Raw genomic sequence first — 21,016 nt, 5'->3', positions numbered from 1 at the left:
ACAATCGCCGTCCCATGGCACAGATCTCCCTTTTTGTCGGCGGCATCCGCCTGCTTCCCGAATCCGGGCGACCGACCGGCATCTACAAACAACCGGCGACCGGCCCACTGGCGCTCGGCCCGGAAGGCTTTCTCGCCGACAGCCAGGCTGACCGGCGCGTTCACGGCGGCCCGGAAAAGGCCGTCCATCTCTACCCGGCCGCACATTACGCCCGACTCGCCGCCCGTTTTCCCGAAATTGCCGGGCAACTGGTACCGGGAAGTCTGGGCGAAAACCTGTCGACCGCAGAACTCGACGAAAGCAGCGTGCGCATCGGCGACATCTGGCAACTCGGCGACGCCCGCCTGCAGGTCTGCCAGCCGCGCAATCCCTGCTGGAAGATCGACGAGCGCTTCGCCACCGAGGGCATGGCGCAGTTCATCGCCGAACAGCGCCTGACCGGCTGGTACTGGCGCGTCCTGACGCCGGGCACGGTCGCCCCCGGCAACGCCTTGCTGCTGGAACAACCCGGTACCGGTCCGACCCTGGCAGCCGCCATGCAGCTCTGGCAAGATCATCGCCCGGCCATCGACGAACTCGAGCGGCTGACCGCCACCCCGGGCATCGCCGAGCACTGGCGGCAGAAAATCGAACAACGGCTCGCCTGGCTGAAGCGCAGTCCCGACACCCCGGCCGCAGCGCCGGCAACGTTCCACGTGAAACCGGAGCAGGCATGAGCCACCCCGATCCGCGCAGCCTGATGCTGCGCCTGTTCCTGCCTTTTGCCGCAGGCTACTTCCTGTCCTACCTCTACCGCACGGTCAACGCCGTGCTCGGCCCGGTCATCGCCGGCGAGCTGGCCTTGCCGGACAACGCGCTCGGTCTGCTGACCAGCACCTATTTCCTCGCCTTCGGCGCCGCCCAGTTGCCGCTCGGCATGCTGCTCGACCGCTTCGGTCCGCGCCGCGTCGAGGCGGCGTTGTTGTGCATTGCCGCCGCCGGGGCCGCCGTCTTCGCGCTGGCTGACGGCCTGAGCGGGCTGACGCTGGGCCGTGCCCTGATCGGGCTCGGCGTCTCGGCCTGCCTGATGGCCTCGTTCAAGGCCTTTACCCAGTGGTTTCCGCCCGAGCGCCAGGCGTCGCTGACCGGCTGGATCATGGCTTCCGGCGGGCTCGGTGCGCTGGCCGCCGCCAAGCCGCTGGAAATCGCCCTCGGTTTTACCGGCTGGCGGGAAATCGTCCTGGCGCTGGCCGTCGTCACCCTGCTCGTCGCCACCCTGCTGTGGCGGCTGGTTCCGGACAAACCGAGCACAGGCAGCAGCGCCAGCTTCGCCGAACAGATGGCCGGCGTCCGCCAGATTTTCGCCAGCGCCCATTTCTGGCGCTACGCGCCGATGGGTTTCTGCTTCACCGGCGGGTTCATGGCCGTCCAGGGGCTATGGGCCTCGCGCTGGATGAACGTGCTCGAACAACTCGACGCCACCGCCGTCGCCGCCCGCCTGACCTGGATGGGCGTGGCCATGCTCGGCGGCTTCCTGTTCATGGGCTTTTTCGCCACCGCGCTGGTGCATCGCGGCGTGCCGCTGGACAAGCTGTTCCGCTGGGCGATGCTCACCGCTTTTGCCGCCTTCGCCGTCATCTGCCTGCAACCGGGCTGGGCCGGCGACTGGCTGTGGCCCCTGCTCGGCGCCTGCTTCTCGCTGTCCAACATCGCCTATTCGCTGGTCGCCCAGGCCTTTCCGCCGACCATGTCGGGGCGCGCCAATACCGCGCTGAACCTGCTCGTCTTCTTCGGCGCCTTCGGCCTGCAATGGGGCATCGGCGGTTTTGTCGATGCCCTGCAGGCCGCCGGTCAGGATACGGCTGAAGCTTACCGGACGGCCTTCTACTGCCTGCTCGGTCTACAGGCGCTGTCGCTGATCTGGTTCCTGCGTCCCCGGCGAGCGCTCTGAGGTCGCCAGGTCGACCTGCTGCATCAGCCCGGCGCTGCCGCTCTCCATCAGGTACACGCCGGCCGCCCGGATCTGCCCGAGCAGTTCGTTGTCGGCGTTCTTGAGCGAGAACGGCGCATCGACCGCCCGGGTATAAAGCGCCCCAACCCCAGCCTCGGCCAGCGAGCGGAAGCTGTCGCCCGACCACAGGGCCAGTCTGGCGAAGGCGCTGTCGCCCTCATCGATCCAGCCATTGCCATCTTCGTCGAGCGTGGCCAGATCGGCGAAGCCGTTACCGCTACGGGTGCCGAACAATTCGCTGCCATCGTCGGCCCGGCCGTTGCCGTTGCGGTCGAAGACCAGGAAACAACTGCCGTCGGCCAATTCAGGCAGCCATTCAGGTGTGCCGTCGGCATCCAGATCGAACGAGAAGCGGCTGTCCACCAACTGGCAGTAAGTGCCATCAAAATTGAGCACCAGCGGATCGCGCAACTCGACACTGCCCGATTCCTCGGCGTAGCTTTCCCGGCTGTAGGCGCGCGCCATGTCCACCTTGAAATTGAAGGCGATTTCCCGGCCGTCACAGGTTTTGACCAGTCCGCTGCCACACACCTGGGTCGTTTCGGATTCGCTGACCCGCTCATACACCGTGCGCCGCCAGTGCATCTGCCTGGCCGGACTGCGCGCCGGAGTGCCGCCTTCGGCATCGGCGGGCAGGTCGGCGGCAATTTCCTTCCGGTATTGCCGGCCATCCATTGCCGCCAGGATGGACTCGAGCAACGATTCGAGCATCTTCTGCACCCGCTCGCGCAGCTTGTCACCCTTGTCGGCTTCGTCGCTGGCCAGACGCTGGAAAAGCTGGTCAAAGCGCAGTTCGCTGTCGATCACCTCAGCGCGGCTGCTGGTCGCGGTATGGCTGGCCGTCATGTCGACGGCCGATTCCTGGATTCTCATGATGCACTCCTTGCAGTCATTGGGCTCAAGCCATTGCAAGGGACATGCCCGTCACAGTTCGAGCGGATCGACTTCCAGGTGCCAGCGCAACTTGTTCGAGGTTTTCAGGCCTTCGATGGCTTCCCGCCAACGCGGCAGGAAGGCCTGCAAGGCCGGTCGGGAAAAGGCCTCGGCCAGCAGCTGCCCGCGTTCGAGGTTGGCCAGCCGGGCCATCTTCATCGGCACCGGGTCGTAGAGCATGACCTGATCGTGCGCTTTTACCACCGGCAGCGCCGCCGCCAGTTCGAGGAAGGCCACGGCGTCGGCCATCGCCGGCGCTTCGGCACGCAGGACGGCCTGGAAGGCGTAAGGCGGAAAGCCGGCCTGCTCGCGTTCCTGCAACTGGCTCGCGGCAAAACCCGGGTAATCGTGGCTGGCCACCGCCGCAAACAGCGGATGATCGGGATACTGCGTCTGGACCAGGACTTCGCCGCGCAATTCGGCCCGCCCGGCGCGACCTGCGACCTGCATCAGTTGCGCGAACAGACGCTCCGGGGCGCGCCAGTCGGCGGCGTACAGCGCAGCGTCGGCGCCGAGCACGCCGACCAGCGTCAGCTTGGGGAAATCGTGCCCCTTGGCCAGCATCTGCGTACCGACCAGGATGTCGGCCTCGCCGCCGTGGATGCGTTCGAGCATGGTCTCCCATTGCGTCCGGCTTTTCACCGAATCGCGGTCGACGCGCAGGATGCGCGCGTCGGGAAATTCGCCCTGCAACCATTCCTCGACCCGTTGCGTGCCGCGGCCGTAGGGATGGATGTCCTGGTTGCCGCAAGTCGGGCAGGCGCGCGGTACGCCGTTCTCGAAGCCGCAGTGGTGGCAGCGCAGGCGGCGATCGGCCAGGTGCAGCACCAGGTTGGCGGCGCAGCGCTGGCAGCGCGACACCCAGCCGCAAGCCGGGCACGCCAGCACCGGCGCGTAACCGCGACGATTCAGGAAGACCAGGCTCTGCTCGCCGCGCGCCAGACGTTCGCGAATCGCCGCCAGCAAGGGTTCGCTGACGCCTTCCTTGAGCGTCATCCGGCGGGTATCGAGCACATGCACAGCCGGCAGGCGAGCCGCCGGACTGGCCCGTTCCTTCAAGGTCAGTAGCTTGTAGCGCCCGCCCTGGGCGTTGGCCCAGCTTTCCAGCGACGGCGTCGCCGAGCCGAGCAGCACCGGGACGGCCAACTGACGGGCACGGACCACGGCGACGTCGCGTGCCGAATAGCGCATGCCGTCCTGCTGCTTGAACGACGGGTCGTGTTCCTCATCGACGATGATCAGCCCCAGGCGCGGCAGCGGCGTGAACACCGACAGGCGGGTGCCGAGCACCAGATCAGCCTCGCCGGCAAAGGCGCTACGCCAGTTGCGCTCGCGCGCGGCTTCCGCCAGTTCGCTGTGCAGCGAGACCACGCAACGGTCCGGGAAACGCCCGCGAACGCGGTCTTCCAGTTGCGGCGTCAGGTTGATTTCCGGCACCAGCAGCAGCACCTGGCGACCAAGTTGCAGCGCCTGGTCGATCAGGCGCAGATAAACCTCGGTCTTGCCGCTGCCGGTGACGCCGAACAGCAAGTGGGCAGAATAGCCACCGTCGATGTCGACCTGCCCGATGGCTGAAGCCTGCTCTTCGGTCAGCGCTGGCTCCGGCAAAGCCGGCGGCGGCTTACGCGGGCGTCCGGCGCGGCGTTCCGGCGGCGACAGGCGCTTGAGACCGGCGGGTAGAGCCTGCAGGACGACTTCGCCGAGCGGCGCTTGATAGTAAGTACTCGCAAATTCGCACAAGGCGAAGAAATCGTCGGGCAAGGGCCCGGGATCGCGCAGGATTTCCCTGGCCGTTTTCAACTGGCCGGCCGGCCATTCACTCTGCCCGACCACGGCGACGATGACGCCGATCCGCTCGCCCCGCCCGAACGGCACGCGCACGCGCAGGCCGACATCGGCAGGCGTGGCATCGTCGGCCCGGTAGTCGAACAGGCGATGCAGGGGCAGATCGAGGGCGACGCGCAGAACAGGCATGATCGGTCCGGAAAAACGCTTGGCGGTCGGCGCGTTTCAGTTGTCCACAAAAGCTGTGGATAACTTTGTGGATTGCCAAGGGGGAAAAAAGCTAAGTGGGCGTTTCGTAAGGATTTTGTTACCTTGCCGAAATATTGTGCAAATCACAAAAAGCTTTTATAACAACAACTTACACAATAACCCGCTTGTCAAGCAGGTTTCAGGACTTTTTTATTCCGGGGCAGGAAATTCTGTGAATAAGTCAAGCCCTGCCCCGGAAAATGAGTCCTCACTTACGCAGCGAACGGCTGTGGCTGTGGACCGTATCGACCAGCACCGAAACATTTTCCGGCGGGGTGTATTGGGAAATGCCGTGGCCCAGGTTGAAGACGTGGCCGGTATTGCCCGGACCGTAGCTGTCGAGCACCTTGCGGGTTTCGGCAGCGATGGTTTCCGGGGTGCCGAACAGCACGTTCGGGTCGATGTTGCCCTGCAGCGCGACCTGGTCGCCAACGCGGCGACGAGCTTCGCCGATATCGATGGTCCAGTCCAGGCCGACGCCGTCGCAGCCGATGGCCGCGATCTTTTCCAGCCACAGGCCGCCGTTCTTGGTGAACACGATGCTCGGAATGCGCTGCCCGTCCTTTTCCTTCTTCAGGCCGGCGACGATGCGCTGCATGTAGGCCAGCGAGAATTCCTGGTAAGCCGCCGCCGACAGCGAACCGCCCCAGGTATCGAAAATCATCACCGCCTGGGCGCCGGAATCGATCTGCGCGTTCAGGTAGCTGGTCACCGCATCGGCGGTCACCGACAGGATCTTGTGCAGCAGATCCGGGCGGCTGTACATCATGCCCTTGATGTGGCGGAAGTCGGACGAGCCCTGGCCTTCGATCATGTAGCAGGCGAGCGTATAGGGGCTACCGGAGAAGCCGATCAGCGGCACCGAGTTGTCGAGTGCGCGACGGATTTCCGCGACCGCGTCCATGACGTAGCCGAGGTGGTCGTAGGGATCGGGCGCGGTCAGGTTGTTGATCGCCCATTCCTCGCGCAGCGGACGCTCGAACTTCGGGCCCTCGCCTTCGGCGAAATACAGGCCCAGGCCCATCGCGTCGGGCACGGTGAGGATGTCGGAGAACAGAATGGCGGCGTCGAGGTCGTAACGGGCCAGCGGCTGCAGCGTCACTTCGCAGGCCAGCGACGGGGTCTTGCACAGGTTCAGGAAGTTACCGGCCCGCTTGCGGGTGGCGCAGTACTCCGGCAGGTAGCGACCGGCCTGGCGCATCAGCCACAGCGGGGTGTAGTCGGTCGGCTCCTTCAACAGGGCACGCAGGAAGGTATCGTTCTTGGGTCGGCTCACGCTTTACTCCGCCAGAAAATCAGGAAACAGCGATTATCCGCCTTTACGCCCGGCTGGTCACGCGGCGCCGCATCGTCATCCAGTACAGCAGCGGAATGACGAACACCGTCAGCAGGCTGGAGAAGGCCAGTCCCCAGACGATGGATTGCGCCACCGGCCCCCACAGCAGCGACTCGCCGGCCAGTCCGAAGGCCAGCGAGAACAGGCCGCCGATGGTCGTCACCGAGGTGATCAGGATGGGCACGATACGTCGCCGGGCGGCATAGACCGCTGCATGCAGCACGCCCATGCCCTCCTGCAGGCGCTGGTTGGCGGCGTCGATCAGGACGATGGCCGAATTGACGGCGATCCCGGTCAGCGCGATCACACCGTAGAGCGTGTACAGGGATAAGGGATTGCCGGACACCAGCAGGCCGAGGACGACGCCGGTAAAGGCCAGCGGCACGGTGACCAGGATCAGCATGGGCTGGAAATAGCTGCGGAACTGGGTGGCCAGAATCAGGTAAATCAGGCCGACACCGAGCGCGAACAGCGCCAGCATGGCATCGAGGCTTTCGTTGATGTCGTCGAGTTCGCCGGAGAAATCGAGATTGACGCCCGGGTACTGGGCGGCGATCTTCTGCCATTCCTCGCGCAGGATGCGGTTGGCCGCAACGGTATCGGTGATTTCCTTGTCCAGGTCCGCTTCGACGGTGATCGCGCGCATCAGGTTGTAGCGCTTGATGACGCCCTTGCCGGTACGCGTCTCGGCCTGCACCAGCGCGCCCAGCGAGGTGGTCTGACGACGACCGTCGGGCAAGGCCAGGGCAATCGGCGTCGCCAGCAGGTCGCCGATGTCCTGGCCGACCAGACCGCCGTGATTGGCGCGTACGCGCAATTCGATCTTCTCGCCCTGGTCGCGGGTCTGGGCGATGATTTCGCCGTCGACATGCAGACGCATCAGGCGCGCCACCCGGCCGGCGTCGAGACCGGCGGCGGCCAGGGCCTCGCGGTCGAGCGTCAGCACCAGTTGCGGGCGGCCGGGGATGTCGTCATCGACCACGTCCTTGCTGCCGGGAATGGCCCGCGCGACCGCCAGCACGGCATCGGCTGCAGCGCGCAATTCGAGCGGATCGTCGCCGCGCACGCGGACCTTGACCGGTTTCTCCAGCGGCGGCCCGCCCGAGATCATGGTGAAGCTGATCTTGCCCGGCCCCGGCAGGGCCTCGACGGTCGGCCGCATGGCGGCGACGATGTCCTGGACGTCGCGGGCATCGCTGCCCAGCTGATCGCGCGGGTTCAGGGAAACGATCACCTGCCCGTAGATGTCGCCGTAGAGCGGCTCGGTATCGGTAAATTTGACCCCGGCGTAGGCAGCAACGTTACGTGCTTCGTCGTCGCGCAGGTGCTTGCGCACCTCGGCCTCGACCCGGCTGGCCTGGGCCATGGTCTCCTCGATCGGCGCACCGGCCGGCATGTCCACGTTGACGTAGAACAGGCGCAGCGGATCGAAAGCAAAGAACTGCATGCGCACCGCGCCACCGGCGACGGCGCCGACCGCCAGCACGAAGACCAGCCCGGCCGCGCCCAGCGACAAACGCGGCCGGCGAAGCAGCGCCAGCAGCAAGCGCGAATACCTGACCCGCAAGCGATGATTGAAGCGCGCCCGCCAGTCGTCGGCCGGCGGACGCCGGCCCACCGTCGCAACGTGCACAGGCAGCATCCAGTATGCTTCGAACAGGCTGATCGCCAGCGCCAGCGTGATGATGAAGGGAATCACGAACATGAACTTGCCGACGATGCCGGGCAACAGCATCAGCGGCAGGAAGGCTGCCATCGTCGTCAGTACCGACGAGGTCACCGGCGCCACCACTTCGCGCATTGCCTCGATCGAGGCATCGATGGCCGCCAGCCCGCGCTGCATCTTGTAGTAGATGGTCTCGACCACGACCACCGCGTCGTCGACGACCATGCCGAGCACGATTACGACACCGAGCAGCACCGAGATGTTGACCGTGTAGCCGAGCGCCGCCAGCACGGCGAAGGTACCGGCCAGCGAAAACGGCAGGCCGATGCCGACCAGCAAGGCGATGCGGGCGCCGAGGAACAGCCAGCAGATGATCAAGACCACCGCCAGGCCGACGACGGCGTTGGCTTCCATGATGCCGATCGATTCGCGGGTCGGGATGGTCTGGTCGTCGAGCAGTTCGAGGCGGATGCCGTCGGCGGCCAGCAGCGGATTCTTTTCGGCGATGAAGCCGTTGATGCGCTCTATCATGTCCAGCGTATTGACCCGACTCTTCTTGGTGATCGACAGCATCACCGCCGGTTTGCCCTCGTGCGTCGCCAGGCTGCCAGCCTTGGCCCGGCCGCGCGACACCTCGGCCACCGAAGCGAGCGGCACCTGGGCGCTGCCCACCGGAATATCGGCCAGCTTTGCCGGATCGACATGCTCGCCGAGGATGCGCACCAGCCAGGCATTGCGCTCGTCGCCGGATTGCGTCTCGACCTTGCCGGCAAAAACGTCACGGAACCAGGCCTGCGTTGCGTCGGCCACCTGGGTCGCCGACAGGCCGCGATTGGCCAGCGCCACGGGATCGAACTCGACCAGCAGTTCCGGGTCCTGCAGGCCGGTGGCGAACACCTGGTCCACCCCGTTCATGCGCTCGAATTCGTTCTTCAGCAGGCGTGCGCGCTGGCGCAGAACCTCGTCGGCCGCCTGCCCGGTGACCAGCACCAGCGCCGTCGGAAAACCGTTCGAGGTGGTGATTTCCATGACCCGCGGATCCTTGGCCACGGCGGGCAACTCGCTGCTGGCCTTGTTCTGGATGTCGCGCCGCAGGTCGTTGATGCGCTTGTCGAAGACGCTGGTCGAAATGTCGCGGAAACGGACCAGGATGTTGGACACGTTCTCGCGCGACGACGACAGCACGAAACGGATGTCGGCGACGCCCTTGATCGCGTCCTCGAGCGGCTCGGTGACGCGTTTTTCCACGTCTTCGGCGGAAGCACCGGGCAGCACGGTGGTGATCACCACCCAGTTGAAGTTGATTTCCGGGTCCTGCTCGCGCGGCATGGTCAGGTAGGCAAGCACCCCGAGCATCAGCACCACCGCGAAGGCGATGTTCGCCAGCGGATGGTTTTCCAGCAGCTTGCGGTACAGGCTCACGGCAGCGCCGCCCCGTCCTGCAGGGCATGACGGCCCTGGACGACGATCCGGGTGTCGTCGGGCAGGTCGACCAGCGCCGGCCGGCCTTCGCTGGCACCGGGCAGCACGTGGAAACGCGCCTTGCCATCAACCGCCGTGAACACGCCGTAGCGGCCATCGCGGCGGACCAGCAGGTCAGCCGGTAACCAGGGCCGGGATTCGCGCCAGAGCAGACGACCGGACTGGCCGATGGCCGGCGCCGCCGCCGCAAAGGCAAAACGCGCCTCGACGCTGCGCGACTCGGGATTCATTGCCGGCGACACGCGGATCAGGCGTAAAGGATGGCGGACACCCGCCGCTTCGAACTGCCACTCGCCGGCCTGGGCGACCACCTCGACATCCTGCGGCTGCAGTTGTGCCGCCACTTCCGGATCACCCGCAGCAACCAGCGTCAGCAGCACGCTGCCCGGCGCGGCCAGTTCGCCGAGCTGGGCCGGGCGTTCGCGCACGACACCGGCAAACGGCGCGCGCAGGCTGTGCTTGTCGAGCGCCCGCCGGGCCGTATCGCGGCTGGCCCGGGCCGCCCGCGCATCGGCCACGGCAGCGGCCCGCTCGGTCTCGCGCAGCGTCAATGCTTCCGGGGAATAGAAATTACGCTCGCGCAAGGTCTGCGCCCGCTGCAACTGGGCATCGGCTTGCGCCAGCCGGGCCTCGGCCTGGGCCAGCGCGGCCTCGGCGCGCTCCAGCGCAAGTGCCGCGTCACGCGGATCAAGACGGACGATCAGCGCACCGGCCGCAACCGATTGCCCGACCTCGACCGGCAGGGCCTGGATGGTGGCGGCGACCTCGGCCGAAATACGGGCTTCGTGGCGGCCGATCACGGCGGCCGGCGCGTTGCGCTCGGGGCGCAAAGCCAACTCGCCGAGCGTGGCCAGCGTCAGCGCCGGCTGGGCCGGCGCAACGGCTGCCGGTTCGGCAGCCTTGTCGCCACAGGCCGCCAGCAGCGCTGTGGCCAGAAGAAGACCGGAAACAACGGAAATTCTCATCGCAACTCCGCAAACCCCGAAGGCAGCGCCTTTACTTGCGCCAGAATGCTGGCGTCAACACGACCAGCAAGGTGAATATTTCAAGACGACCGAGCAACATGGCGAAAATGCAGACCCAGGTCTGGAAGTCCTCGAGCCCGGCAAAAGTCGTTGCCGGCCCGACCGCACCGAGACCCGGGCCGGTGTTGTTCACGCTGGCAACAACGGCGCTGAAGGCGGTCACGGTATCGAGCCCGGTGAACGCCAGCAACAAGGTCATCGAAACGATACTGACCATGTAAACGAAGGCGAAGGCAAGCACGGCGAACAACACCGACTGCGGCGCCGTCGCCCCACCCAGGCGGACGTTATACACGGCCGCCGGATGCATGGCGCGGACCAGTTCGCGATAGACCTGCTTGTACAGCAGCAGCGCCCGCATCATCTTGATGCCGCCGCCAGTAGACCCGGCACTGGTCGAGAAGCTGCACAGGAACAACATCCACAGGCCAACGAACATCGGCCACTGGCCGTAGTCCATGGTCGAGTAACCGGTCGTCGTCGCTACCGAGATGACGTTGAACATGGCGTAGCGGAAGGCCGTGTCCATGTCATGAAAGGAGCCCTCCTTCCATAGGTAGTTGGCGAGCACAAAGACGCTGACCAGCAATACGCCGACGAACCAGCCGGCTTCGGGGTCACGACCATAGATGAACACCGAGCGTCCGGTCAGGGCGAGGAAGTGGGTGGCGTAGTTGATCCCGGAAAAGAGCATGAAGGCGATGCAGATCCACTCGATGGCCGGCGAATTGAAATAGCCCAGGCTGGCGTCGTGGGTCGAGAAACCACCGAGCGAAACGGTCGAGAAGCTGTGACAGATGGCGTCGAACCAACTCATGCCGGCCCAGCGATAGGCCACGGCGCAGGCGATGGTGATGAACACGTAGATCAGCCACAGCCCCTTGGCCGTCTCGGTCACCCGCGGTGTCATCCGGTTGTCCTTCATCGGCCCGGGAATTTCCGCCTGCAACATCTGCCGGCCACCGATGCCGAGCATGGGCAGGATGGCGACCACCAGAACGATCAGGCCCATGCCGCCCAGCCATTGCATCAGGTGACGCCACAGGTTGATCGACGCCGGCAGGCTGTCCAGGCCGGACATCACCGTCGCCCCGGTCGCCGTCAGCGCCGATACGGCTTCGAAATAGGCGTCGGTATGCGACATGCCGAGGTGGATCATGAACGGCAAGGCCGAGAAAGCCGGCAGCACCGTCCACACCAGCACGACCAGCAGGAAGCCGTCGCGTACGTTGAGATCGCGCGGCGTATTGCGGTAGCGGTACCAGAGGAAGCTGCCGCACAGCATGGTCAGCAGGAATACCTCGTCGTAGACGCGCTGCGCGCCGTCATCCATGACGTGGGAGACGGTCAGCGGCACCAGCATGGCCAGACCGAACAGCATCAGGATCATGCCGAGCGCGCGATGGACGGGAGCGAAACGGGTCACGAAGCCATCCTCAGACGAAGTGGAAGCCGACCTGGAACAGCTTTTCCACCTTTTTCACCAGCTTCTTTCGGGTACAGAAGATGATCACGTGGTCGCCCGGCTCGATCACCGTGTCGTGGTGCGCGATGACCACCTCGCCGTAGCGGGTGATTGCCGTCCAGTCGTCGGTCTGGCCGACAACGATGGGTTGCTCGAAATTGCGCACCAGGGCGGCGACGGTGACGCCCTTGGGCCACTGCACTTCGTCGATGCGCCGGCCAACCACCTTGGACGTGTTGCGATCACCGTGGGCGACGATTTCCAGGGCTTCGGCAGCCCCCCGGCGCAGCGAGTGCACCTCGGCGACATCGCCCTGGCGGACATAGGCGAGCAAGGTGCCGATCGACACCTGGGCCGGCGAGATACCGATGTCGATCGGTCCGCCCTCGATCATTTCGGCGTAGGCGCGACGATTGACCAGAGCGACGACGCGCTTGCAGCCCAGACGCTTGGCCAGGCTGCCGGCCATGATGTTGTCTTCGTCGTCGTTGGTCATCGCCAGGAACAGGTCCATCTCGGCGATGTTTTCCTGTTCCAGCAGGTCTTCGTCGGTGGCGTCGCCGTAGAGCACCAGGGTGTCGTTCAGTTCGTTGGCCAGCAGCTCGGCGCGCGGCCGGCGACCTTCGATCAGCTTGACCTCGTAGCGCTCTTCGAGCGACTTGGCCAGGCGCAGGCCGATGTTGCCGCCGCCGGCGATCATGATGCGCTCGACCCGCGCCGTCTGCCGGCGCAACTGGTTGAGCACCGGGTGGATGTTCTCGGCAGCAGCCAGCAGGAAGACCTCATCGCCGGCCTTGACCACGGTATCGCCCTCGGGGAAAACCGGCTGGTTATCGCGGAAGATGGCGGCGATGCGGGCATCGATTTCCGGCGGCAGATGCTCGCGCATGGCCTTGATCGGCTTGCCGACCAGCAGGCCGCCTTCATAGGCGCGCACGGCGACCAGACAGACGCGACCACGGGCGAAGTTGAGCACCTGCAGCGCGCGTGGAAACTCGATCAGGCGGCGGATGTAGTCGGTAATGACCTGTTCCGGGCAGAGCGCGAAATCGACGGCGAAATTGTCGCTGGCCAGCAGCGACTCGTCTTCGAGGAAGTCGCGCGAGCGCAGGCGGGCGATGCGGGTCGGAATGTTGAACACCGACTGTCCGAGCTTGCAGGCCACCAGATTGGCCTGGTCGCTCTGGGTCACCGCGATGACCATGTCGGCATCCTCGGCACCGGCGCTGCGCAGCACCGTCGGCGTTGCCGCATCGCCGACCACAGTGCGCAGGTCAAGGCGGTCCTGCAACTGCGCCAGCCGCGCCGGATCCTGGTCAACGACGGTGATGTCGTTTTCCTCGGAAACCAGGCCCTCGGCCACGCTGGCGCCAACCTGACCGGCACCGAGAATGATGATTTTCATGCTTAGTCCTCGCCGCGCTTGCCCAGCCGGATGTCGAGCTGCTTGAGCTTGCGGTACAGGTGGGTCCGCTCCAGCCCGGAACGCTCGGCCAGGCGCGTCATGTTGCCGCCTTCCTGGCGCAGGTGGTGTTCGAAATACAACTTCTCGAAGGCATCACGGGCTTCGCGCAGAGGCTGCTCGAACAGCGGCAGGAAGGATTGCGCCGGCGCGTCCTCCTCGATTTCCTGCGGCATCACCCGGGCCACGTCGTCGGCGCCGATTTCCTCGTCCAGCGCTGTCAGCGCGAGGTTGCGCACCAGCCCGTAAAGCACGTTCCAGCTGGCTTCCGGGTGCTTCTTCCAGGGCAGCGTGCGCAAGGCATTGAGCGCCGCAGTCGAAAAACGCCGCGGCGGCACTTCGCCGCGTTCGACGAAATTAGTCAGCAACAGTGCGGCGATTTCCGGCAGGTCGTCGGCATGCGCCGCCAGCGCCGGCAGCGCCACCCAGATTTCGCCCAGCCGGGCCAGCAGCTTGGCATCCCAGCCGGACAGCGCCGACAGCGGCGTGGTACTGGCCACCACCAGCTGCAGATGCAGTTTTTCGGCACGATCCAGCGCAAACGCCAGGTTCATCTGCTGCATCTTGCCCAACGCCGCCAGATCGGGGACGAACAGGATGCCGCCACCGACTTTCTCCAGTGTCTCCTGACTGAGCGCGCTGCTCACCGTAGACAGGTCGAGCCAGGGCGCGCGCGGCGCCAGCAGGGTGCGCGCAGCGATTTCGCCCATGCCGCCGGTGGCGCCCTTGATCAACACCACCGAAGCCTTGGCCGCAGCCTGTTCCAGGCGCCGGCGGAATTCCTTGACGAAGGGCAGGCGGGCGAAGGCCTCCAGGGTCAGCGGCGGACGCTGCGGCGGCGCGTCGTGCTTGAGCGCCTTCTGCACGGTAGCCAGCAGCTTCTGCAGGCCGATCGGCTTTTCCAGGAAATCGAAGGCACCGAAACGCGTCGCCTCGACGGCCGTGTCGATGGTGCCGTGACCGGACATCATGACTACCGGCATGTTCAGGTGACCGCCGGCATGCCATTCCTTGAGCAGCGAAATGCCGTCGGTGTCGGGCATCCAGATGTCGAGCAGGACCAGGTCCGGGCGCAACTCCTGACGCACGCGGCGGGCGGCGCCAGCGTTCTCGGCGAGGCGAACATCGTAGCCCTCGTCGATGAGGATTTCGGAAAGCAGTTCGCGGATGCCGACTTCGTCATCAACGACCAGAATGATTGCCATGCTTGGCCTCCTTGTCCCGGACCAGCGGCAGGCGGATATCGATCCGCGCCCCGCCATCCGGTGCATTGCTGATTTCTATACTACCTTGATGTTCATCGACAATCTTCTTGACGATGGGCAATCCCAGCCCGGTTCCCCGGGCCTTGGTGGTGACATACGGTTCAAAGATACGCGGCAGCAACTCGACCGGGAACCCCGGCCCGTTGTCGGTGATGCGCAGACGGGCGCAACGGCCGGCCAGTTCGGTGACCACTTCGACCCGGCCGTCACCGCGACCTTCCAACGCATCCTCAGCATTGCGCAGCAGGTTGTGGATGATCTGACGCAACTGGGTGGCGTCGCCAAGCACCGGCGGCAGTCCCTCTCCCAGCACGACCGAGAACTGCGCGGCGGAACTCTCGTACAAGCCCATGACCTCGCCGAGCAAGCCGTTGAGATCGAGCGGCGCGACTTCCGGCGCCGGCATCCGCGCGTAATCACGGAAATCATCGACCATGCGCTTCATCGCCTGGACCTGGCCGATGATGGTCTGCGTGCCGCGCGCCAGCATTTCGGCGTCGCCGTTGCTCAACTTGCTGGCCAGCTTGTGCTGCAGACGTTCGGCCGATAGCTGGATCGGCGTCAGCGGGTTCTTGATCTCGTGTGCCAGGCGCCGGGCCACCTCGCCCCAGGCGGCGCTACGCTGGGCGGCGATCAGCCGGGTGACGTCGTCGAACACGACCACGTCACCGCCGCCGCTGGCCTCGGGCAGGCGCGAAGCCCGCAGCAGCAACACCTGCGGCATGCCGTTCGGCCGCTCCAGCTCCAGCTGGGCCTGCCATTCCGGTTCGCCAGTCGCGGCGAAGTTCTGGCGGATGAAGCCACCCAGCATTTCCTGGCGCGGCCAGCTTTCCGGTGCCAGACCGATCAGGCCGGAAAAATCATCGTCGAGGATGGTCAACGCCCCTTCATTGACCGTGCGCAGGCGGAAATCGCGGTCGAACACCAGCACGCCGGCCGACAGGTTGGCCAGGATCGACTCCAGGTAGCCGCGCGCCGATTCGAGTTCGCCGCGATGGCGGTCGGTTTCGCGGCGCGCATCGTCAAGCTGCCGGGTCATGCGGTTGAACGACTGGGTCAGCACCCCGAGTTCGTCGCCGCTATACACCGCCTGACGCTGCGAGAAGTCACCCTGGGCAACGGCTTGCGTGCCTTCGGCCAGGATGTACAGCGGCGCCACCAGCCGCCGGGCCATCCAGTAAGCCAGGGCAAAGGCGCTGAACAGCGCGACCAGCACGGTCAGGGTCAGGGTCAGGGCATAGATCCGGGTCAGCCCGGCGCGCGCCAGTTGCAGCTCCTGATAGTCGCGATAAACCGCCTGTACGGCCTCGGCATCGAGTGCCAGATTGGCCGGTACGGCCTGCGTCAGTTGCAGGATGCGCGGTTCCTCGAACATCTCGCGCGGCGAGACCGGCAGCAGCACGCGCAGGAACATCGATTCTTCCTCCCCCTCGATGCCGCTCAATCCCTGCTGGGTCCGTGCCTCCCTGAGCTGGGACTGACCGGGCAGCGCCGGCAGCAACACGAGATCGCCGGTCGCACTGGCGAGCAATTTGCCGCTGACCGAAAACAGCGCTGCCGTCTGCACGCCCTTGTCCTCGCGCAGCCGGAACAGTGCCGAACGCCGCGACGGCTCAGGAATCACCGACAGTTCGTCGGCCATGTCGCGCGCCTTGACGTTGAGTTCGGCGAGCAATGAATCGAGTGCCGAACGTCCGAGGTGCAGGCCCGATTCCAGTGCCTTCTCGACGCGCACGTCGAACCAGCTTTCGATCGAACGGGTCATGAACTGCACCGACACGCCGTAGACCAGCGCCCCGGGCAACACCGCGATGACGCCGAACATCAGCATCAGGCGCAGCTTGAGGCGGGCGCCAAAGACCTGGGCCTTGTAATCGCGCCACAGGCTGCGCAACTGCCAGCCGACCAGCGTCACCATGCCGAGCGCCAGGACGACGTTAAGCGCGATCAGCAGCGGATAGTTGCGCGAGAAGACGACGGTGTCAGCCGCCGTCGCCATCAGCAACAGGAACCACAGGATCCCGCCGATGGCGGCAGCCAGGGCACCGGCAGCAGCGACAAATCGCTTCACTTGTCCTCCACGACAGGCGGCAGCGGCAACTTGGTCGCCCAAGTCTTCCAGTCGCTGGCGAGCGTCCAGTCCTTGTTGCCGAGCGCGCTGATCTGGAAGGGGCGCGGCAACTGGCGGACGTCGAGTTGCAGGCGTACGGCAGCCTGATAATTTCCGCCGGCAACGATGCGCGCATCGTCGCGGGGAATGACCAGCCAGTTACGCAGGCGGCGCAACACGGCCAGTGCCTCGCCCAGCGTCTCGAAGGATTGATGCAGGCCGCCGGTACTCAGGCGGTACTGACGGGTCAGCGCGTGATACGAGAGGCGATAGGTCAGACTGCGGCTGAGCAGTTTCTCGTCGAGCCAGTACCAGCGCTCGCGGGTCAGTTCGAAATCGGCAACGAAATACAGCACGACGCCGCGATTGACCGCCTCTTCCAGGCTGGGACTCAGTTCGAAGCGAAAATCCGCGGACAGCAAATGGCCTTCCTCGGTCACCGTCAGCCCGGGATTGTGGACTTCGATTTCCGCCGCCCAGGCCAGCGCCGGCAGGAAAGCCAGCAACAGCAACAGGCCGCGCAGGCGCTCAAGCACGCTTTTCGAGCAGGCAGTAGTAGAAGCCATCGCGTTCCGCATCGGGAAGAAGCTGTTCCTCGTGAACGATCCCCGCCGCCGTCTGGCGTCCGAGGAAATTCCTGACCTGCACCGAGTTTTCCTCCAGGAAGACCGAACAGGTTGCATAAAGCAGTCTACCGCCCGGCCGCAACACCTGCCACAGGGCATCGAGGATGCGCGCCTGGGTGCCGGCAAAGCTGGCGACATCCTCGGGCCGGCGCAGCCATTTGGCGTCGGGATTGCGGCGCACGACGCCGCTGGCGGTACAGGGCACGTCGGCCAGCACCGCATCGAAGGGACGACCGTCCCACCAGACATCGAGTTTGGCACAATCGGCAGCTTCGACCCGGGCCGACAGGTGCAAACGTCCCAGCCCCTCCTCGACCCGCCGGCAGCGGGCCGGTTTGAGATCGAGCGCAAGCAGGTCGAGGTCGGCACGCTCAAGCAGGTGCGCGGTCTTGCCGCCCGGCGCCGCGCAGGCATCGAGGACGCGACTGCCGGCAGCCGGTGCGAGGATTTCCGCAGCGCGCTGGGCACCCGGGTCCTGGACCGAAACCAGGCCGTCGAAGAAACCGGGCAGACGATCGACCGGCTGCGGTTTGAGCAGCGCCAGTCCATCCTCGCCAACCGGGTGAGCGGCAATATCGACCGCCGTCAGTTGCCGCAGATAGTCATCACGGCTGATCCGGCGCCGATTCACGCGCAAACCCATCGGCGGCGCCTGGTTGCCGGCATCGACGATGCGCTGCCAGTCGTCCGGCCAGGCGGCCTGCAGCTGCGCCAGCCACCAGCCGGGATGCTGGGCCAGGGCGACCGGGTCGGCGGCGACATCGGCGGTCAAGCTCGCCTGCTGGCGCAAGAAGCTGCGCAATACGGCATTGACCAGGCCACGGAATTTTCCGTGCAGGATTTCGCCAGCCGCCGACACCGCCTGGTCGACCACGGTATGCGCTGCATCCGGGCGGGTTTCCAGGCGATACAGGGCAACCAGCAGCAGCGCCCGGACTTCATCGACGGCCAGCGGCTTTTCCAGCAGTCGCGACAGGAAGAAATCGCCCCGACCGAAGGCACGCAGACTGCCGTAAACAAGATCCTGGACGGCCGGCCGGGCAACGACATCGACGCGACCGAGCAGGTTGTCGGCCAGGCTCTGACCGGCGAATACCGCCGCATCGATGCGGGCGGCCTCGCGCAAGGCATAGGCAAGTGAGGTGAAGGGCAATCGCGACATAGGTGGCGATTATCGCACGGGGCATAATTCCGGCATGCGCCCTTTGCTCATCCTGCTCATTTTCCTGCTCACCAGCCCCACTGCTCTTGCCTGGAACGGTGCCGGGCACCGGCTCGGCATCCTGATCGCCTGGCAGCAGATGGCGCCGGATACCAGCGAATTCGTCAGCCAGGCACTGGCCCGGCACCCGGATCACGGCCGTTGGCGGGAGAAAGCCGGCGCCGACGATGCCGCGCTGATTTTCGCCGAGGCCAGCACCTGGCCGGATGCCATCCGTCACGATCCGCGCTTTGCCGACCAGCCGTCAGACAACCCGCCCCTGCCCGGCTTTCCCGACATGGGCCGGCATGGCGACTGGCATTACGTCGATTTCGACCGCCACGGCAAACGCGGCCGGGGGCAGATCGACCGCAAGATCGTCGAATTGAGCGAGCTGCTCGCCACCAGCACGCAGCCGGCCGAGCTTGCCTGGGCCTTACCCTGGCTCGCCCACCTGGTCGCCGACCTGCACCAGCCCTTCCATGCCGGATACAGCGAAGACCGTGGCGGCAACACGGTACTGATCGAAGACCCGTCGGCCCGCCAGCCTTTCGTCAAGCTGCACGCCTGGTGGGACGATCTACCCGGCCCGAGCGGCCTGCGCGGCAAGCGCCTGCGCTTGCGGGCCGAGGCACTGCAGGCCAACTGGCCAACCCCCAGGCAGGGCGACGTGCGGCAATGGCTGAATGAAAGCCGGCAGCTCCTGAAGCGGGCTTATCCGAAAACCATGGGCAGCGTCAGTCTGCTGATAGACGACGATTACCGGCAATGGGCACAAGCGACGGGCGAACGCCGGGTCGCCGAAGCCGGCTACCGGCTCGGCCGCCTGCTGGAGGAAATTCACCGTCAGCGCGTTTCACGTGAAACGCCAGCGGCGATCAATCCCGGCCGCTGAAACGATCGCCCGGCTGCAGCGGATGACCGGCCAGGAACTGCTGGACCGGCAGGCGCTTGCCGCCGGCCTTCTGCAGTTCACTCACAGCCAACGCGCCTTCGCCGCAGGCGATGACCACCGCATGACGGTCGACCGTCAGCACACTACCGGGCTCGCCCTGACCGGCAACCGGCCGCGCCGCCCACAGTTTGACGGTCTGCCCGGCAAACTGCGCCTGCGCACCGGGAAAAGGATTGAAGGCACGAATATGGCGATCGAGCTCGGCGGCGCTGCGCGTCCAGTCGATCGCGGCTTCCACCTTCTCGATCTTGTGCGCATAGGTCACACCCTCGCCCGGCTGAACTTCGGCCGGTAACGGCAGGTCCGCCAGGGCATCGACGATCAGCTTCGCGCCACAGGCGGCGAGCTTGTCGTGCAGGGTCGCCGTGGTGTCGTCGCCGGCAATCGGGAAGGCCTCGCGCAAGAGCACCGGACCGGTATCGAGGCCGGCTTCCATCTGCATGATGCAGACGCCGGTCTCGCTGTCACCGGCGAGCAGTGCCCGCTGGATCGGCGCCGCACCGCGCCAGCGCGGCAACAGCGAAGCGTGGATGTTCAGACAGCCGAAACGCGGCAGGTCGAGCACCGCCTGCGGCAGGATCAGCCCATACGCGGCAACGACCATGACCTCGGCGTCAACGGCAGCCACTTTTGCCTGCGCCTCGGCATCCTTCAAGGTCAGCGGCTGGAAAACCTCGATCCTGTGCGCCAGCGCCACCTGCTTGACCGCCGACGGTTGCAGGCTCATGCCGCGCCCCGCCGGCCGATCCGGCTGGGTCAGCACCAGCGCCACCTGGTGACCGGCGGCAACGATGGCCGACAGCGCCTGCGCCGCGAACTCCGGCGTACCCGCGAAAATCACCCTCATGCGGTGACCCGAGCCTGCTTGGCCAGCTTGTTGCGGATACGTGTCTGTTTCAGTTGCGACAGGTGATCGACGAAGACCTTGCCGTTCAGGTGATCGATCTCGTGCTGTATACATACCGCCAGCAGGCCGTCGGCTTCGAGCACCCGGGCCTTGCCGTCGAGATCGAGATAACGGACGGTGACGCGCTCGGCACGCTCGACCTTGTCGTAAATGCCGGGCACCGACAGACAACCCTCCTCGCCGACAGCCAGACCGAGGCAGTTGTCGAGCTCCGGATTGACGAAGACCCGCAGTTCGCTCTTGTCTTCGGAGACATCGATCACCACCACCCGCTTGTGTACATCGACCTGGGTCGCGGCCAGCCCGATCCCGGGCGCCTCGTACATGGTCTCGGCCATATCGGCCGCCAACCGGCGAATGCTATCGTCAATTTTTGTCACGGGAGCCGCGACTTTCGTCAACCGGGGATCGGGAAAACGCAAAATGGGTAATAAGGCCATGGCAAATAGGGAATAAATGCTTGCTTGCTTAGAGGATTACATGCAGAATCTAAAGCAATTCTCGAGATAAGAACGCGAATTGCAGACGCCGGTAAGACCACACAAGCTGCTGCGCGTTC

The 21,016-nt window shown here is 65.5% G+C and carries 16 protein-coding genes; 3 read left to right on the top strand and 13 right to left on the bottom strand.

What is annotated here, in order from left to right:
• The first annotated feature begins 14 nt into the window (after window positions 1–14).
• On the top strand, window positions 15–716 hold the full coding sequence (locus G471_RS0102525; protein ID WP_028993938.1) for an MOSC domain-containing protein: 702 nt from the start codon (window positions 15–17) through the stop codon (window positions 714–716).
• A complete protein-coding gene (locus G471_RS0102520) occupies window positions 713–1,930 on the top strand; it encodes an MFS transporter (protein ID WP_028993937.1) in 1,218 nt (405 codons plus the stop codon). Before G471_RS0102525 ends, G471_RS0102520 begins: the two co-directional genes overlap by 4 nt.
• On the opposite strand, the gene G471_RS16460 is transcribed toward G471_RS0102520, so the two are convergent.
• The 11 genes from G471_RS16460 to rsmB form a co-directional block, all read right to left on the bottom strand.
• Window positions 1,880–2,863, bottom strand: a complete 984-nt coding sequence (locus G471_RS16460; RefSeq protein WP_051295230.1) for a hypothetical protein — start codon at window positions 2,861–2,863, stop codon at window positions 1,880–1,882. The two genes, G471_RS0102520 and G471_RS16460, sit on opposite strands and share 51 nt — an antisense overlap.
• Window positions 2,864–2,914: 51 nt before the next feature.
• The gene (locus G471_RS0102510; RefSeq protein ID WP_028993936.1) at window positions 2,915–4,897 is read right to left on the bottom strand and encodes a primosomal protein N'; all 1,983 of its coding nucleotides are present in this window, start codon (window positions 4,895–4,897) and stop codon (window positions 2,915–2,917) included.
• Between the two features lie 268 nt (window positions 4,898–5,165).
• Entirely contained in the window at window positions 5,166–6,233 is a 1,068-nt protein-coding gene (hemE, locus tag G471_RS0102505; RefSeq protein WP_028993935.1) for a uroporphyrinogen decarboxylase, read from the bottom strand.
• Between the two features lie 43 nt (window positions 6,234–6,276).
• A complete protein-coding gene (locus tag G471_RS0102500) occupies window positions 6,277–9,381 on the bottom strand; it encodes an efflux RND transporter permease subunit (RefSeq protein WP_028993934.1) in 3,105 nt (1,034 codons plus the stop codon).
• The gene (locus G471_RS16455) at window positions 9,378–10,406 is read right to left on the bottom strand and encodes an efflux RND transporter periplasmic adaptor subunit (RefSeq protein ID WP_051295229.1); all 1,029 of its coding nucleotides are present in this window, start codon (window positions 10,404–10,406) and stop codon (window positions 9,378–9,380) included. The genes G471_RS0102500 and G471_RS16455 overlap by 4 nt, the downstream gene beginning before the upstream one ends.
• 31 nt (window positions 10,407–10,437) lie before the next feature.
• A complete protein-coding gene (locus G471_RS0102490) occupies window positions 10,438–11,892 on the bottom strand; it encodes a TrkH family potassium uptake protein (RefSeq protein WP_028993933.1) in 1,455 nt (484 codons plus the stop codon).
• 10 nt (window positions 11,893–11,902) lie between these two features.
• Window positions 11,903–13,336, bottom strand: coding sequence for a Trk system potassium transporter TrkA (trkA, locus tag G471_RS0102485; RefSeq protein ID WP_028993932.1), 1,434 nt, complete (start codon window positions 13,334–13,336; stop codon window positions 11,903–11,905).
• A gap of 2 nt (window positions 13,337–13,338) precedes the next feature.
• Window positions 13,339–14,598 carry a sigma-54-dependent transcriptional regulator gene (locus G471_RS0102480; RefSeq protein WP_028993931.1) on the bottom strand — a complete coding sequence of 420 codons (1,260 nt, stop codon included), beginning with the start codon at window positions 14,596–14,598 and terminating at the stop codon, window positions 13,339–13,341.
• Window positions 14,576–16,729, bottom strand: a complete 2,154-nt coding sequence (locus tag G471_RS0102475) for a sensor histidine kinase (RefSeq protein WP_028993930.1) — start codon at window positions 16,727–16,729, stop codon at window positions 14,576–14,578. Before G471_RS0102475 ends, G471_RS0102480 begins: the two co-directional genes overlap by 23 nt.
• The gene (locus G471_RS16450; protein WP_028993929.1) at window positions 16,726–17,334 is read right to left on the bottom strand and encodes a DUF4390 domain-containing protein; all 609 of its coding nucleotides are present in this window, start codon (window positions 17,332–17,334) and stop codon (window positions 16,726–16,728) included. Before G471_RS16450 ends, G471_RS0102475 begins: the two co-directional genes overlap by 4 nt.
• A complete protein-coding gene (rsmB, locus tag G471_RS0102465; protein WP_028993928.1) occupies window positions 17,297–18,556 on the bottom strand; it encodes a 16S rRNA (cytosine(967)-C(5))-methyltransferase RsmB in 1,260 nt (419 codons plus the stop codon). The genes G471_RS16450 and rsmB overlap by 38 nt, the downstream gene beginning before the upstream one ends.
• A gap of 34 nt (window positions 18,557–18,590) precedes the next feature.
• Here rsmB and G471_RS0102460 point away from each other — a divergent pair, with 34 nt between their 5' ends.
• Window positions 18,591–19,490 carry a S1/P1 nuclease gene (locus G471_RS0102460; protein ID WP_028993927.1) on the top strand — a complete coding sequence of 300 codons (900 nt, stop codon included), beginning with the start codon at window positions 18,591–18,593 and terminating at the stop codon, window positions 19,488–19,490.
• Here G471_RS0102460 and fmt read toward each other — a convergent pair.
• A complete protein-coding gene (gene fmt / locus G471_RS0102455) occupies window positions 19,474–20,397 on the bottom strand; it encodes a methionyl-tRNA formyltransferase (protein WP_028993926.1) in 924 nt (307 codons plus the stop codon). The two genes, G471_RS0102460 and fmt, sit on opposite strands and share 17 nt — an antisense overlap.
• Window positions 20,394–20,897 carry a peptide deformylase gene (gene def, locus G471_RS0102450; RefSeq protein WP_028993925.1) on the bottom strand — a complete coding sequence of 168 codons (504 nt, stop codon included), beginning with the start codon at window positions 20,895–20,897 and terminating at the stop codon, window positions 20,394–20,396. The genes fmt and def overlap by 4 nt, the downstream gene beginning before the upstream one ends.
• Window positions 20,898–21,016: the final 119 nt, after the last annotated feature.

The sequence above is a fragment of the Azonexus hydrophilus DSM 23864 genome (assembly GCF_000429605.1).
Taxonomy (GTDB): domain Bacteria; phylum Pseudomonadota; class Gammaproteobacteria; order Burkholderiales; family Rhodocyclaceae; genus Azonexus; species Azonexus hydrophilus.
The sequence above is the reverse complement of the archived record's forward strand: the minus strand, read 5'-3'. Positions and strand labels throughout refer to the sequence as shown.